The sequence below is a fragment of the Cellulomonas sp. McL0617 genome, assembly GCF_049994875.1.
In the GTDB taxonomy this organism is placed as follows: Bacteria; Actinomycetota; Actinomycetes; order Actinomycetales; family Cellulomonadaceae; genus Cellulomonas.
Map to the genome: position 1 here is coordinate 2,690,615 of NZ_CP188256.1, position 14,964 is coordinate 2,705,578.

Genomic DNA, 14,964 nt, shown 5'->3' on the forward strand with positions numbered 1-14,964 from the left:
CGAGGGTAGTCATCCGTCGGTGGAGACGGCGTCGAGCACCGGCAGACGCGCCGCGCGGACGCCGGGCCAGACCGCCGCGAGCACCCCGACCACGATCGCGAGCACGACCATCAGGGCGAGGCTCGCCCACGGGATGTCGAGCGTGCGCAGGCCGACGTCGGAGAACACCGTGGGCAGGGTCGACGCCAGCGCTACGCCCACGGCCAGCCCGACGACCGTGCCGAACACCGCGGTGAGGACGGACTCGACCGTGATCGTCGAGCCCAGCTGCAGGCGCCCGAGCCCCACGGCGCGCAGGAGCCCGATCTCGCGGGTGCGCTCGATGACCGACAGGGCGAGGGTGTTGATGATGCCGAGCACCGCGATGACCACGGACAGCCCGAGCAGCGCGTAGAGGATGACGAGCACGCGGTCGACCTGGTCGGCCAGCTGCGAGACGAACTCCGCGCTGTCCATCACCGAGACCACGACGTAGGGCTTGACCGTCGCCGTGAGCTGACCGCGCAGGGCCGCGACGTCCGCGCTGTCGGCGGCCGTGACGAACACGGTGGTCACCGCCTGCTGGTCGGGCGGCACGAGCTGGTCCAGCACCGGCTGCCCCACGACGAACGGCACGCCGAACGCCGGCGAGTCGATGACCGCGCCGATCTCGATGCGCTGCGTCCCGTTCGTGCCGACCACGTCGACGCTCTGGCCGAGCGACCAGTGCTCGTCCTTCATCGTGGTGCGCTGCACCGCCAGCTCGCCGCCGGCGAGCGCGTCGTGGAACGAGCCCTCGACCACCTCGGTCTCGATGCTCCGGCCGACCGCGTCGGGGTCGATGCCGGTGATCGCGAACGGCGACGCGTCGACGAGCACCGAGGCGGTCGCGAAAGCGTCGGCCGCGCGCACGTCGGGCAACGCACGCACGTCCTCGATCGCCTGCGCCGGGATGGTGCCCTGGGCCGCGCCGCGCAGGATGTAGTCGGTCGTGGCCTCGCGGGACACGATCGCGCTGGTCGACGCCTGCGTCGTCGCGGCGATGACCGCGGCGGCGCCGACGAGAGCCATCCCGATCATCAGCGCGCCCGCGGTGTTCGCGGTCCGGCGCGGGTTGCGGGTGACGTTGCCGCGGGCCAGCCGCCCGACGGGTCGCCAGCCCGAGAACGGCGCCGCGAGCACCCGCAGGATGCCGCGCGCGAGGATCGGCGACGCGGCGAGCACCCCGATCACCACCGCCGCCGCGCCGTACCCGAGCATCGCGCCGGCGTGGTCCGCGGTCGGGTCGAGCAGCGTGACGACGAGGATCGCCACGCCGAGGACGACCAGGGACCCGCCGACGACGGCCCGGCGCCGCAGCGAGCGCTCCGGCACGGTGACCTCGTCACGCAGCGCCTCGACCGGCGGCACGAGCGCGGCACGCCGTGCCGGCAGCGCCGCCGCGAGCACGCTCACCAGCGTCCCGACGAGCACGGACACGACGATGGTGAACCCGTCGAGCGGCACCTGGCCGGTCAGCTGCATGCCGAGGCCGCCGAGGACCGAGCGCAGGACCACGACGAGCCCGAGCCCGCCGAGCACGCCCAGGACGCTGCCGATCACCCCGACGATCGCGGCCTGCAGCACGATCGAGGTGAACACCTGCACCGGCGACGCCCCGACCGCCCGCAGCAGCGCGAACTCGCGCATCCGCTGCCGCACCCACATGGAGAACGTGTTGGAGATGATGAAGGCGCCGACGAACAGCGAGATCCCGGCGAACACGAGCAGGAACGTCGTGATGAAGCCGAGCAGCGTGAGCACGTTGGCGATGCCCTCGGCACGCATCGCGTCCCCGGTGATGACCTCGGCGTGCGCGTCGTCGGCCGCGACGGCCGGGGCGAGCCGGTGGACCAGGTCCTCCTGCGAGATCCCGGCGTCGGCCAGCACCGAGATCGACGCGACCGTGCCCTGCGGCGCGAACGCGGCCTGCGCGCTCGCGGGGTCGATGAACACCACCGTCGCGCCGGCGAGTGCGGGTCCGATCCCGATCTCCCCGACGACCCTCACCGGCTCGACCTGACCGCCGAGCACGATCGACGTCGCGTCCCCGACCACCAGTCCCGAGGCGTGCAGCGTCGCCGTCTCGACCGCGATCTCGCCGGCCCCCGTCGGTGGTCGACCGGACACCACGGTCGTCGCGCGGCTGCGGACGTCGTAGGCGAAGCCGAGGCTCGGCGCCTGCGTGCTCTGCACCGCCGTGCCGTCGGCGCCGACCAGCACGACCGGCCCGGACAGGTCCGGGATCGCCGCGGCCACCCCGTCGACGGCCTCGAGCTGCGGCACCAGGGACAGGGGCACCGGGTTGCGGGGCTTGCCCGCGACGACGTTCTGCTCGCTCGTCCCACCCACCACGTCGGCGCCGCGCACGTAGGCGTCGCCGAGGGTCGTGGTGGAGACGATCTCCGAGAAGGTCGAACCGAGCATGGTGCGCAGGGCGAAGGTGCCCGCCACGAACGCGACGCCGAGAGCGACGGCCAGCACCGACAGGCAGAACCGCACGAGGTGCGCGCGCACGCCGCGCAGCGCCACCCGGGTCACGGCGAGCTCACCGCGCGGATGCTCGCCAGCTGAGCGAGGACCGCCTCCGGGGTCGGCTCGCGCAGCTCGCCGACCACCCGACCGTCGGCGAGGAACAGGACGCGGTGCGCGTAGCCGGCCGACGTGGGGTCGTGCGTCACCATCACGACGGACTGCCCCAGCTCGTCGACGCTGCGACGCAGGAACCCGAGCACCTCCGCGCTCGCGGTGCTGTCCAGGTTGCCCGTCGGCTCGTCGGCGAACACCACCGCGGGCCTGCTGACCAGGGCGCGCGCGCACGCGACGCGCTGCTGCTGGCCGCCCGACAGCTCGCTCGGCTTGTGCGACAGCCGGTCGGTCAGGCCCAGGGTCTCGACGACGAGGTCGAGGTGCGCGCGGTCGACGGGCCTGCGGGCGATGTCGAGCGGCAGCGTGATGTTCTCCAGGGCGGTCAGGGTCGGCACCAGGTTGTAGGCCTGGAAGATGAACCCGACGCGCGTCCTGCGCAGGGCGGTCAGCTTGCGCTCCGACATCGAGCTGACCGTCTCGCCGTCCACCACCACCGTGCCGGACGTCGGCTTGTCCAGACCCGCGAGGCAGTGCATCAGCGTCGACTTGCCCGAACCGGACGGCCCCATGATCGCGGTGAGCTCGCCGCGCACCAGGTCCACGTCGACGCCGTCGAGCGCGCGCACGGCCGTCGGACCCGAGCCGTACACCTTGCGCAGGTCGCGGGCCGACGCGATCACCGTGCTCGTCATGCGTCGATCTTCCCCCGTCGGAGCCGGGCTTGTGACGCTCACCACCGCGTACGGGTTTCGATACACCTGTATGAGAGACTGAGGACACCACGGGCTGCGCAAGCTGCGCGCCCCGCGTCGTGGAGGTCCCCCGAGCACCCGCTCAGGTTGCTCTGGCGGCGGACCCCGACCACTTTGCCCGAGAGGCTTTACCTGTGACTTCTTTCGCCGAGCTCGGCGTGCCCTCTGCCCTGTCCTCCGCGCTGACGGAGCAGGGCATCACGGCCCCCTTCCCCATCCAGACCGCTACTCTCCCCGACTCCCTGGCGGGTCGCGACGTCCTCGGCCGCGGCCGTACGGGCTCCGGCAAGACGTTGGCGTTCGCCCTCCCGCTCGTGACCCGCACCGCGGCGGCGGGCAAGGGCAAGGTCGCCCGGCGCCCCCGCGCGCTGGTGCTGGCCCCGACCCGCGAGCTCGCCACCCAGATCGACGCGACGATCGCGCCGCTGGCCAAGGTGCTCGGCCTGAACACGACCGTGATCTTCGGCGGCGTGTCGCAGGGCCGTCAGGTCTCCGCGCTCAACGGCGGCGTCGACATCGTCGTCGCCTGCCCGGGGCGCCTCGAGGACCTGATGAACCAGAAGCTCATCTCGCTGGAGGACGTGCAGATCACGGTTCTCGACGAGGCCGACCACATGGCCGACCTGGGCTTCCTGCCCGTCGTGAAGCGGATCCTCGACAAGACGCCGCCGCGCGGCCAGCGCCTGCTGTTCTCGGCCACGCTGGACAAGGGCGTCGACCAGCTGGTCAAGCGCTACCTGTCCAACCCGGTCGAGCACTCCGTGGACAGCGCCGAGTCGCCCGTCGCCGCGATGACCCACCACCTGTTCGAGGTCCGCGACGCCGAGTCCAAGAAGGCCGTCGTCCACCACCTCGCCTCCGGTACGGGCCGTCGCGTCCTGTTCATGCGCACCAAGCACCAGGCCAAGAAGCTGGCCAAGCAGCTGACCATGGACGGCATCCCCGCCGTGGACCTGCACGGCAACCTGGCGCAGGCCGCCCGCGAGCGCAACCTCGAGGCCTTCTCGTCGGGCGCCGTGCGCGTGCTGGTCGCCACCGACATCGCCGCCCGCGGCATCCACGTGGACGACATCGAGCTCGTCGTGCACGTCGACCCGCCCGCCGAGCACAAGGCGTACCTGCACCGCTCCGGCCGCACCGCGCGTGCCGGGTCGGGCGGCGACGTCGTCACGATCGTCCTGCCCGAGCAGCGCGGGGACGTCCGCCAGCTGACGCGCGCGGCCAAGATCACCGCCACCCCGAAGCCGGTGAACGCCGGCGACGCGACGCTCACCCGGCTCGTCGGCGAGCAGGCTGCTCCGGTCCGCTACGTCGCGCCGCCCGTGACCACCCAGCAGTCCTCCGGCGGCGGGGGCGGCTCGCGTCGCGGCGGAACCGGTCGCGGCAACGGGTCGAGCAGGCAGGCCTCCGCGGCCGCCGGTGGCGCCGCTGCTCCGGTGGGCGGCCAGCGTCGGCAGTCGTCGGGCGGCACCTCTGCCGGTGCCCCGTCGGGCCAGCGTCGTCGTCGTGGCGGCTCGGGCCGTGGCGGTTCGGGCGGCGGCTCGGGTGCGTCGTCCTCCGGCGGCCCGCGCGTCGTCTACTCGCGCGGCTGATCCCCGATTCGTCAGAGGCCGGTCCTTCTCGGGCCGGCCTCTGGCGTATCCGCAGGTCGGGCCGCATGATGGTGCTCTCCGACGCACCTGGGAGCCCCGTATGGCGATCATCTCCCGCGGCTTTCGCGGCAAGCGCGAGACCGACCCTCGCATCCCGCCCGGTCAGTACCTCGAACGTGGCTTCCCGGTGCTGTCCGCCGGACCGACGCCACGGGCCGACCTGTCCACGTGGACGTTCTCGATCACAGCGGACGGCTCCCCCCTCACGACCTGGACCTGGTCGGAGCTGACGCACCTGCCGCACGAGGACGTCGTCAAGGACATCCACTGCGTCACCAAGTGGTCCAAGCTCGACTCGGCCTGGCGCGGCATCTCGCTGGACACGCTCCTCGACTCTGTACAGATCGATCCCGAGCATGCGTACGTGATGGCCCACTGCGACGGCGGCTACACCACCAACGTCCCGCTCGCGGACCTGCGGGGCGGAAAGGCCTGGATCGCCTACCAGTACGACGGCGCTCCGCTGCCGCCCGAGCACGGTGGCCCGGCCCGGCTGCTGGTCCCCCACCTGTACTTCTGGAAGTCCGCGAAGTGGGTCCGCAGCCTGGAGCTCATGACCGAGAACACGTGGGGCTTCTGGGAGCGGCTCGGGTACCACGAGTACGGCGACCCCTGGAAGGAACAGCGGTACTGGGGTGACTGAGTCCTACACCCTCCCCTGGCTCGTCGGGACGCTGGTGGCACGCAGGACCGAGACCGCGTCGGCCATGACGCTCGAGCTCGACGTGCCCGGGTGGCACGGTGCGATGGCCGGCCAGCACGTCGACGTCCGGCTGACGGCCGAGGACGGCTACTCCACGCAGCGCTCCTACTCGCTGGCCTCCCCGGGCACGATGGGCCTGCCGGGCGGCCCCGTCACGTCCGAGCGGATCGCCCTGACCGTCCAGGTGGTCGACGACGGCGAGGTCTCCCCGTACCTGACCGAGGACCTGCAGATCGGCGACCAGCTCGAGCTGCGCGGCCCGATCGGCAACTGGTTCGTCTGGCACGCGACCGACCCGCACCCGGTCCAGCTGATCGGGGGCGGCTCGGGCCTGGTCCCGCTCATGTCGATGGTGCGGACGCGCCGGTCCGCCGCCTCGTCGTCCCCGTTCCGCCTGCTCGTCTCGGTCCGCACCCCCGCCGACGCCCTGTACGCCGACGAGCTCGCCGTCCTCGGGCCCGACGTCGCGATCACCCACGTGTGGACGCGGACCGGACCGCCCGGCTTCGACGGACCCCTCGGACGCGTCGACGCCGCGGTGCTGCAGGATGCCTGCTTTCCCCCCGACCTGAACGCGCACGTGTTCGTGTGCGGCCCGACGCCGTTCGTGGAGCTCGTCGCCGACACCCTCGTCGACCTCGGCCACGACCCGGACCGGATCCGCACCGAGCGGTTCGGCCCGACGGGCCCGTAGGCGCCGGCGCCCGTGACAGGACGACGACCCGGACCCGTCGGGGTCCGAGCCGTCGGCTGCACGAGGTGAGGGTCAGCCGGTGTTCTGCAGGCCGGCGGCGACGCCGTTGACCGAGAGCAGGAGCAGCCGTCGCAGGTCGTCGACCTGGTCGGGCGCGGCGCCCGTGCGCAGGGCGCGCAGCGCGCGCAGCTGCAGGAGCGAGAGGGCGTCGACGTACGGGCTGCGCAGCTGGACCGCGCGGCCCAGGATGCGGCGTCGCGACAGGATCGCGTCGCTGTCGGTGATGCGCAGGACCCACGTGCGGGTCAGCGCCATCTCGTCGAGCACCTGACCGGCCAGGTCGTCCCGGTCGCCGAGGGCGAGGTAGCGCTGGGCGATCCGCTCATCGGTCTTGGCCAGCGACATCTCGACGTTGTCGATCATCGTCGTGAACAGCGGCCACTGCGCGTACGCGGCGCGCAGCTCGTCGAGGTCGGCGACGTCCTCCAGTGCGGTACCCAGGCCGTACCAGCCGGCCAGGTTGATGCGCGCCTGCGACCAGGAGAACACCCACGGGATCGCACGCAGGTCGTCGAGCGACTCGACCGACAGGCCGCGACGGGCAGGGCGCGAGCCGATGGGCAGCAGACCGAGCTCCTCCAGCGGGGTCACCTCAGCGAACCACTGGGGGAAGCCCGGCGACTTGACCAGCTCGTGGAACCGCACGCGCGACGTCTCGTCCATGCGAGCGGCCAGTGCGGTGAACCGTTCGGTCGCCGCGGCGTTGTGCCGCTCCACCGAGGGCGCACCGGCCAGCAGCGTCGCCGCGGCGACCTGCTCGATGTGCCGGGCGGCGATCGTCGGGTCGCCGTAGCGGGCGAAGATGACCTCGCCCTGCTCGGTGAGCTTGAACCGACCGTCGACCGACCCGGGGGGCTGGGCCAGCAGGGCCCGGTTGGCGGGGCCGCCGCCGCGCCCGAGCGCGCCACCGCGGCCGTGGAACAGGGTCAGGACGATGTCGTTGTTCCGGGCCCACTCCGTGATCCGACGCTGCGCCGTGTCGAGCGTGAGCGTCGCGGAGACCGGCCCGACGTCCTTGGAGGAGTCCGAGTAGCCGAGCATGACCTCGACGCGCCGACCGTTCTCCGCGAGCCGACGCTGCACCTGGGGGAACGCGAGGGCGCCGTCGAGGATGTCGACGCTCGCCTCGAGGTCGGCGAACGTCTCGAACAACGGGATCGCGTCGATGATCGGCGTGAAATCCGACCCCTCGAACGCGAGCTCCGCCAGCTCGTAGACCGCGGCGAGGTGCTCCGCGGACTGGGTGAACGAGACGATGTAGCGACGGGCGGCCTCCAGGCCGAACCGCCGCTGCACCTCGCCGAGGGCGCGGAACGTGGCGATCACCTCGACCGTGCGCGGCTCCAGTTCGCCGTCCAGGCCGTTCTTCGCGATGTCCGCGAGCGCGCCCTCGTGCACCTGCGAGTGCTGCCGCACCTCGAGCTCGGCCAGGTGGAACCCGAACGTCTGCACCTGCCAGATCAGCCTCTGCAGCTCGCCGTACGCTGACCGCGGGGCGCCGGCCTCGGCCAGAGAGCGCTGCACGACGGCCAGGTCGGACTCGAGCTCGGCGGCGCTCGGGTACGCCAGCGAGTGTGCGTGCGTCCGTGTCGCGGCGATGCGCTCGGCGAGGAAGTAGGCGACCCGGCGGTGCGGCTCGTTCGGGGCATCGACGGCGATCCGGTCGGCCAACGGCGCCGAGATCGCGACCTGGCTGTCCCAGAGCGCGATCAGCTCGGCGGACGCGGGGGTGTCGTCGCCGGAGAGCGTCAGGCCGCCCGCGGTGCGTCGGGCGGAGGCCTCGAGCTCGCTGAGCACCTTGTCCGACGACATCTGCGCCGCCTGCAGCGTGATGTCGGCGGTGACGTTCGGGTTGCCGTCGCGGTCGCCACCGATCCAGGAGCCGAGCCGCGCGAACGCCCGCACGGCGGGCGCGGTGGTTCCGGCGGCGTCGGCCAGCAGCCAGTCGTCCAGGCGGCGGTACACGTCGGGCAGGGTGTCGGCGAGCGTGGACTCGAAGACGCTGAGGACCGTGCGTACCTCGTCGAGGACGGTCGGCTTGGCCTCGCGCAGCGGGGCCGTGCGCCACAGGGTGTCGATCTCGCCGAGGAGCCGGCGGTCGTTCTCCGCGAGCGACATGCCGCCGATGCTGCGCGAGTCACGCTCGGCGACGAGCTCCGCGATCCTCCGGATCGACGCGGAAACCGCGCGCCGACGCGCCTCGGTGGGGTGCGCCGTCAGGACGGGCCGGAACTCCATCTCGGCCAGCCGCTGTCGCGCGACGTCCTGCCCGACCTCCTGCGCCAGCTGCGCGACCGCGGCCGGCAGCGAGTCGTCGGGGGCCAGGTGGTGCGGCAGCAGGCTGGCCTCACGCTCGCGCAGGACGCGGACGCGGTGGTACTCCTCGGCGGTGTTGGCCAGGTGGAAGTAGCACGTGAACGCGCGAGCGACCTGCTCGGCGCGGGCCAGCGTGAAGCCGGAGACCAGCTCCTCGGCCTGCGCGAGCGCCTCCGCGTCAGGACCGTTGTGCGCGCGGATCGCCAGCTCGCGCAGCTTCTCCACGTCGGCGAGCAGGTCGTCGCCACCCGCCTCGCGCAGCACGCGCCCGAGGAACTCGCCCAGCACGCGGACGTCATTGCGCAGCGGTTCGGGTACCTCGTGGTTGGCCAGTCCCTGCGGGGCGTCGCTCGGTGCAGTCACGGGCCAAAACTAGGGCACGTTGGGCGGTCCGTGCCCGGTGCGTCCAAGGCTGTTACATGTGAGACACGTCTCGCCCTCACGCGGACAGCTCGTCGAGCAGGGCCGGTCGGCTGGGCGCCCAGCCCCACACCGTCCGGGCGAGAGAACCGCCCGCCGGCTGGTCGAGCAGGAGCGCGTCCGCGAACGCCGCGCCGAGCCGGGCACGCGTGTCCTCGTCGCTCTCGGCGAGCACCCGACCCTGCGGGCCGACCACCGCCTGCGCGATCTCGCGGACCGTCGGGGTCTGGCCCGACGCCGCCACCACCCGTTGCCCTCGCGGGCCGCTGCTCAGGGCGGCGACGAACGCGTCGGCCAGGTCCTCGACGTGCACGACGGACCAGCGCTGCTCGCCCGACCCGACGAGCCGCAATGTTCCGTCGGCGGTACGAGAACCCGGCCCGAACACGCCGGGAACCATCCCGCGGCCCTGGCCGTAGACGACCGCGGGCGCCACGATCGTCGCGCGGACGTGGGAGGCGAGCAGACGCTCCTCGCGCGGGATCCGCCACGCGACGATCTCCGGCGGGTCCAGCGGGCGGTCCTCGTGGACCGACCCCGATCCCCAGATCCAGATGCCGCTCGTGTGCACGTACGGCTTGTCGGTGCCCGAGAACGCCCCGATGACGGCGTCGATCACCGCGTCGTCGAACGCCGGGTTGTCGGCGTCCCCGGTCGCCGCCGTGTGGATCGCGGCGTCGACCTCCCGCAGCCGGGCGACGAGCCACAGCGTGTCCGTCAGGTCGTGCACGAGGGCCGTCGCACCGTCGTCGCGCGCCCGGTCCGCCGCCTCCGGCGATCGCGTGACGGCGAGGACGTCGTGACCGGCGGCGACGAGTGCCGCGAGGACGTTCGAGCCGACGTAACCGGTCGCACCGGTGAGAAGGACGCGCATGAAGACTCCCGAGGTGGTGTGCCCGATCTGGGTCGTCCCCGATAGTATGGAATAGATACCAGTCTCTTCAACGGAAGTCAGGCACCCCGTGGATACCGAGCCCTGCAGCGACCCGGCCTACGACGTCCTCGACGTGACCTGCCCGAGCCGGATGGTCCTCGCACGCGTCGGCGAGAAGTGGACCGTGCGCATCCTGCTCTCGCTGGACCGGTCGGTCCTGCGGTTCACCGAGCTGCGCGGCCTGCTGACGGACATCACCCCGAAGGTGCTCACCGCGACATTGCGCGCCCTCGAACGGGACGGGTTGGTCGCGCGGCAGGTGTTCGCCGAGGTCCCGCCGCGCGTCGAGTACCGGTTGACCCCGCTCGGCACCTCGCTGCTCGACGCCGTCCAGACGCTGCGCTCGTGGTCGGAGACGAACGCGCCCCTCATCCTGGAGGCACGGGCGCGGACGGACGCCGCGGCGCTCGTCTGAAATAGACCCGCCCCGGGCCGCGTTGCGCCACAGATGACCACGACGATCCTGCTCACCGGCGCGACCGACGGACTCGGACGGGCGGTGGCGGACCGGCTCGCGGACGACCCGGACACGGTCCTGATCGCCCACGGCCGCAGCCCCGAGCGGCTCGCGGCCCTGGAGGCCTCGCTGCGCGACCGACCCGCGCGGGTGCTCACGGTCCGGGCGGACCTGTCCGTCCTGGCGGAGGTACGGGCGCTCGCCGACGAGGTGGCGACGCTCACCGACAGCCTGAACGTACTGGTCAACAACGCGGGGGTCGGCTACGGCGACCGGTCGCTGACGCTGGACGGGAACGAGCTGCGGTTCGGGGTGAACCACCTGGCGTCGTTCGCGCTCACCCAGCGGCTCCTGCCCCTGCTGACGGCCGGCGCACCGTCCCGCGTCGTCCAGGTGGCGTCCCTGGGCCAGAGCCCGATCGACTTCGACGACCTCACGCTCGCGCACGGCTACTCCGGCACCCGTGCGTACGGCGTCAGCAAGCTCGCGATGATCACCGCCGGACTGACGTTCGCCTCACGCGTCCCCGCTGCCCAGGTCACCGTGAACAGCCTGCACCCGGGCACCTACATGCCCACCAAGATGGTGATGGACACGATCGGGTACTCCGTCGACCCCCTCGAGACCGGCGTCGAGTCCGTCCTGCACCTGGTCCGCGACCCGTCCCTCGACGGCGTCACGGGCCGGTTCTTCGACCGTCTGCGCGACGCCCGCGCGTCCGACGAGGCGTACGACCCGACCATCCAGCAGCGCCTGTGGGACGTGAGCACGGCGCTGACGAGCTGACCCGTCAGTCGTCGCGCGCGATCGTCGTGCGCACCGCGGTGACGGTCGGTCGCTGCGGCACGGAGGAGAACCCGAACCGCACCGGCGGCACGGTGGGCAGCAGGTCACCGCACGGCTGCGAGTCCCACGTCGCACGGACGCCGACCACGCGGTGCTGGCCCGCCGCGCCGTACCACTCGCGTCTTCCGGCTCCGGCCGCGCCGCGCGTCCGGACGCCGCGCAGGACAGCCCGGGCCACCGGGTCCGCGGCGGTCGCGAAGGCGCGGGATCTCGTGAGCACCCGGGGCACCGACGTCAGCAGCGCACCGAGCGCCGTCGGACCGCCGATCGTCACGACGACGTCGAGGGGTCCGGCCCGCACGCACCACGTCCGGGCGACCGGGTCGCACCGCACCTCGACCCTCGCGAGGACGACGTCGTCGAACGCGTAGGTCGCGGCGATCTCGTCGGCGATGCCCCGGGTCGGCGCGACCAGGGTGCGGCGGCCGACGGCGTCCTCCGTCATGACGTCGGCGAACGGCGGCCACCGCGAGCGCAGCCACCGTCCGACGACGATCCTGCGACCGTCGGCGGTCGCGAGGCCCAGGATGTGCCCGTCGTAGCGGTCGATCACCCGCTCAGTCTCCCGGCTCGTGGCGTCGACGGCCCTGCTGTCCGCCGCGTCTCCTCCGGTTGCGGACCTATCCGGACGGCAGTCCAATACCCAGAAGGGGGGATCGACAGAAGGAGGCTCGACATGGACGCCACGACCGTATGGATCATCGTCGCCATCGTCGTCGTCATCGTCGTCGTCATCGCGATCGTGATGGCGAGCGGCCGGGGACGGAGGGCGGCCGACGCGCAGCGCGCGAAGGCTCAGGAGATCCGCGAGCAGGCAGCCGCCGACCAGGTCGAGCTGCAGCGCCGCGAGGCCGAGGCGGCTCGCCTCGACGCACAGGCACGGCTCGCGCAGGCCGAGGCGGACGCCCGGGCTGCCGACGCCGCGGCGCTCCAGAACGAGGCCCGCGCACACGCCCAGGAAGCGAGCGGTGCGCGCACGGAGCTGGACGAACGGCTGAGCAGGGCCGACCGGATCGACCCCGACGTCGTGGTGGACGACCCTCAGCCCGACGCTCGAGCCTGACGAGCTCGCGGCGGGGCAGGCGTACTCTCGTCCAGCCCGCTAGTCGACGGCTCGTGACCCCTGGGGATGCCTGTGTCGCCCGAAGCAGCCCCCGAGCCGGCCACCCTCTCGCCGACCAGGCTGCGCGTCGGGATCTTCCTGGTCTTCCTCTGGTGGATCCCTGTCTGGTTGGCCGCGCCGGTGATCGCCGAGGCCTTCGCGCTCGATGCCCACGACGTGCTCATCTGGCTGATCGTGGTCCAGACGATCGTCGGCCTCGCCGGCGTCCTGGTGGTCGGCAGGCAGATCGCCCGGATCATGAAGGGCATCCCGGCCCGGCGGATGCTGCCGACCGTATGGCACGTCCTTCGCCACGGCAGCATCGGGACGCCGGGACCGTCTCGGACATGAGCCGTACGGGCCCCGAGAACCGAACGAGAGCCCGGCCGACCCGGCCGGGCTCTCGTTCGTTCAGACCGACGTCATCGACGCCGCCCTGCCCTGCCTTGTTGCTCAGACGTGCGAGCGGTACTCCAGGCTCGCGACGATGCCCGCGATGATCTGCTCGTCACGCGAACCGCCCTGGATCGCGCTGACCCAGCCGGCGCGGCCGGTCGGGTCGATGCCACGGCCCAGCAGCTTCAGGTAGTACCCGTTGACGACAGTCGTCAGGTGCTCGGACGAGTAGAGGAAGCCGTGCGCGACCGCCTGGCGGCTGGCGCCCTTGTCCAGCTGAGCGCGCCACGTGGCGATCTCACTGGGCGCGGGGTTGCGGCCCAGCACCGTCTGGTACAGCAGCGTGATCCACGCCGCGTCCGTGCCGCCGGCCTTCGCGTAGAACTCCGACGACGCGATGAAGCCACCCTGCATGTCCTCGATGTGCACGCCGCTCTGCATGGCGAGCAGCCAGTCGGCCGCACCCTTGCTGTCCGGGAGACGCGTCAGGTACTTGCTGTAGGTGTCGCGGATCATGCCCGAGCGGTACTCGGCGGAGTACGTGATCCCGTCGGCGACCTTTCCGTACGGCGTGCCGCCGGCAAGCGCTGCGGACCAGGCCGCGAGGCCCTGCGGGTCAGGGTTACGACCGAACAGGTCGTGGTAGACCCTCGTCACGTACGCCTTGATCGGGTCGATGACCGGCGCCGGGACGAAGTTCGCGTTGATGGCGCCGCTCAGTGCGGCGACGCTGGTGAGCTGGCCGGCGACCGAGTTGCTGCCGAGGTGGATGCCCTCGGTCTGGATCGTGTTGGTCGGGTACAGGGCCGCCATGTCACGGAGCGTGATCGGGTCGGCCTGCGAGCCGGGAGCCGGGTTCGGGATCTTGCTGGTCCACACCTTGGTGTCCTGCGTGACCGTGAAGACACCGGTCTGGCCCGGCGTCCACCCGTTCAGGTACGGCTCGGCGACGATGGTCGCGTAGCCCGAGGTACCCGTGCGGTTGATCTCCCACACGAGGCTCGTGTGGTAGCCGCTGGCGCGGGAGATGGTCATGGTGGTGGTCGGCACGCCCTGCAGGTTGCCCGAGACCGGGTGGTACCAGTCGATCGGCTTCGCGGACGCGCCGGCGAACAGCAGACCGTCGGCGGCCTGGACCGGAGCCGTGTCCTCGGTGAACCACGAGCCCGACGGCACGTTCGCGACCGGCGCGACGAAGTTGTCGTTCACGCAGCCGGCCACGGTGGCCACGGTGGTGAGCTGGTCCGCGGCGGAGTTGGTCTGGAGGTGGATGCCCTCGGAGATCAGGGCGTTCGCCGGGAACAGGGCAGCCATCGCGCTGAGCGCGATCGGCTGGGCCTGCGAGCCCGGACCGGAGAGGATCTTGCTGGTCCACACCAGGGTGTCCTGCGTGACGGTGAAGACGCCGGTCTGGCCCGGCGTCCACCCGTTCTGGTACGGCTCCGCAGCGATCGTGGCGTAGCCGTCGGTCCCGTTCCGGTTGATCTCGAAGACCAGGCTCGTGTGATAACCGCTGGCGCGCGTGATCGTCATGCTCGTGTCCGGCAGGCCCTGCAGGTTGCCGGAGACCGTGTGGTACCAGTCGACCGCCTTGGCGTGGGCGCCGGCGAACTCCAGACCATCCGCGGCCTGCGTCGGCGCGATGTCCTCGGTCCACCACGAGCCAGCGGCGTCGCAGGGGACCTCGGGGCTCGCGCTGTCAGTGGCCCACGCCGGCGCGGCCGTGAGGGCCGCCGCGGCGACCATCACTCCGCCGAGGGCGAAGCCGGTGATCCGGCTCGTTCGAGTCTTCACGTCGTATTTCTCGCATTCCGCGCGGACGTCTCGGCCCCCGCCATCGTCGTCGATGCAAGCGCCCGAAACGGGCCGCACCTTCTCTCCGGGCATCTTGAGATGCGACCGGTCCGCGGGAAGGCTAGCCGGGCGACAGCGGCCTTGGAAAGCGATGTCCTTGGCGCCTCACCTGCGAAAACACCCAATAGTCGGACAAATGTCCAGGAAGAGACCGGGTGAAAAACGTCCCGC

At 72.1% G+C, this 14,964-nt stretch carries 13 protein-coding genes; 7 read left to right on the forward strand and 6 right to left on the reverse strand.

Features of this window, described 5'->3' with window-relative positions:
* Positions 1-9 precede the first annotated feature (9 nt).
* Together ACPPVS_RS12235 and ACPPVS_RS12240 are read right to left on the reverse strand one after the other, a co-directional pair.
* Positions 10-2,559 carry an ABC transporter permease gene (locus ACPPVS_RS12235; RefSeq protein WP_426592538.1) on the reverse strand — a complete coding sequence of 850 codons (2,550 nt, stop codon included), beginning with the start codon at positions 2,557-2,559 and terminating at the stop codon, positions 10-12.
* Positions 2,556-3,299: an ABC transporter ATP-binding protein gene (locus tag ACPPVS_RS12240; protein WP_426592539.1), complete on the reverse strand. Its 744-nt coding sequence runs from the start codon at positions 3,297-3,299 to the stop codon at positions 2,556-2,558. The genes ACPPVS_RS12235 and ACPPVS_RS12240 overlap by 4 nt, the downstream gene beginning before the upstream one ends.
* 194 nt (positions 3,300-3,493) lie before the next feature.
* Here ACPPVS_RS12240 and ACPPVS_RS12245 point away from each other — a divergent pair, with 194 nt between their 5' ends.
* The 3 genes from ACPPVS_RS12245 (at position 3,494) to ACPPVS_RS12255 (ending at position 6,408) form a co-directional block, all read left to right on the forward strand.
* Positions 3,494-4,951 carry a DEAD/DEAH box helicase gene (locus tag ACPPVS_RS12245; protein ID WP_426592540.1) on the forward strand — a complete coding sequence of 486 codons (1,458 nt, stop codon included), beginning with the start codon at positions 3,494-3,496 and terminating at the stop codon, positions 4,949-4,951.
* 100 nt (positions 4,952-5,051) lie between these two features.
* Positions 5,052-5,654 (forward strand): sulfite oxidase-like oxidoreductase, encoded by a 603-nt coding sequence (locus tag ACPPVS_RS12250; RefSeq protein ID WP_426592541.1) that lies wholly within the window; start codon positions 5,052-5,054, stop codon positions 5,652-5,654.
* 64 nt (positions 5,655-5,718) lie between these two features.
* Positions 5,719-6,408, forward strand: a complete 690-nt coding sequence (locus ACPPVS_RS12255) for a ferredoxin reductase (protein ID WP_426595964.1) — start codon at positions 5,719-5,721, stop codon at positions 6,406-6,408.
* A 72-nt stretch (positions 6,409-6,480) separates the two neighbouring features.
* On the opposite strand, the gene ACPPVS_RS12260 is transcribed toward ACPPVS_RS12255, so the two are convergent.
* Together ACPPVS_RS12260 and ACPPVS_RS12265 are read right to left on the reverse strand one after the other, a co-directional pair.
* Positions 6,481-9,147, reverse strand: coding sequence for a phosphoenolpyruvate carboxylase (locus ACPPVS_RS12260; protein ID WP_426592542.1), 2,667 nt, complete (start codon positions 9,145-9,147; stop codon positions 6,481-6,483).
* A 76-nt stretch (positions 9,148-9,223) separates the two neighbouring features.
* Complete coding sequence (locus ACPPVS_RS12265) at positions 9,224-10,078, reverse strand: NAD-dependent epimerase/dehydratase family protein (protein ID WP_426592543.1); 855 nt, start codon at positions 10,076-10,078, stop codon at positions 9,224-9,226.
* 88 nt (positions 10,079-10,166) lie between these two features.
* Here ACPPVS_RS12265 and ACPPVS_RS12270 point away from each other — a divergent pair, with 88 nt between their 5' ends.
* Together ACPPVS_RS12270 and ACPPVS_RS12275 are read left to right on the forward strand one after the other, a co-directional pair.
* Positions 10,167-10,553 carry a winged helix-turn-helix transcriptional regulator gene (locus ACPPVS_RS12270; RefSeq protein WP_426592544.1) on the forward strand — a complete coding sequence of 129 codons (387 nt, stop codon included), beginning with the start codon at positions 10,167-10,169 and terminating at the stop codon, positions 10,551-10,553.
* Positions 10,554-10,586: 33 nt separating this feature from the next.
* Positions 10,587-11,381: an SDR family NAD(P)-dependent oxidoreductase gene (locus ACPPVS_RS12275; protein ID WP_426592545.1), complete on the forward strand. Its 795-nt coding sequence runs from the start codon at positions 10,587-10,589 to the stop codon at positions 11,379-11,381.
* A 4-nt stretch (positions 11,382-11,385) separates the two neighbouring features.
* Here ACPPVS_RS12275 and ACPPVS_RS12280 read toward each other — a convergent pair whose 3' ends face one another.
* Positions 11,386-11,994, reverse strand: coding sequence for a hypothetical protein (locus tag ACPPVS_RS12280; protein WP_426592546.1), 609 nt, complete (start codon positions 11,992-11,994; stop codon positions 11,386-11,388).
* A 123-nt stretch (positions 11,995-12,117) separates the two neighbouring features.
* Here ACPPVS_RS12280 and ACPPVS_RS12285 point away from each other — a divergent pair, with 123 nt between their 5' ends.
* Together ACPPVS_RS12285 and ACPPVS_RS12290 are read left to right on the forward strand one after the other, a co-directional pair.
* A complete protein-coding gene (locus tag ACPPVS_RS12285; RefSeq protein ID WP_426592547.1) occupies positions 12,118-12,504 on the forward strand; it encodes a hypothetical protein in 387 nt (128 codons plus the stop codon).
* Between the two features lie 72 nt (positions 12,505-12,576).
* Positions 12,577-12,894, forward strand: coding sequence for a hypothetical protein (locus tag ACPPVS_RS12290; RefSeq protein ID WP_426592548.1), 318 nt, complete (start codon positions 12,577-12,579; stop codon positions 12,892-12,894).
* Positions 12,895-12,996: 102 nt separating this feature from the next.
* On the opposite strand, the gene ACPPVS_RS12295 is transcribed toward ACPPVS_RS12290, so the two are convergent.
* A complete protein-coding gene (locus tag ACPPVS_RS12295; RefSeq protein ID WP_426592549.1) occupies positions 12,997-14,733 on the reverse strand; it encodes a DUF4214 domain-containing protein in 1,737 nt (578 codons plus the stop codon).
* Between the last annotated feature and the right edge of the window lie 231 nt (positions 14,734-14,964).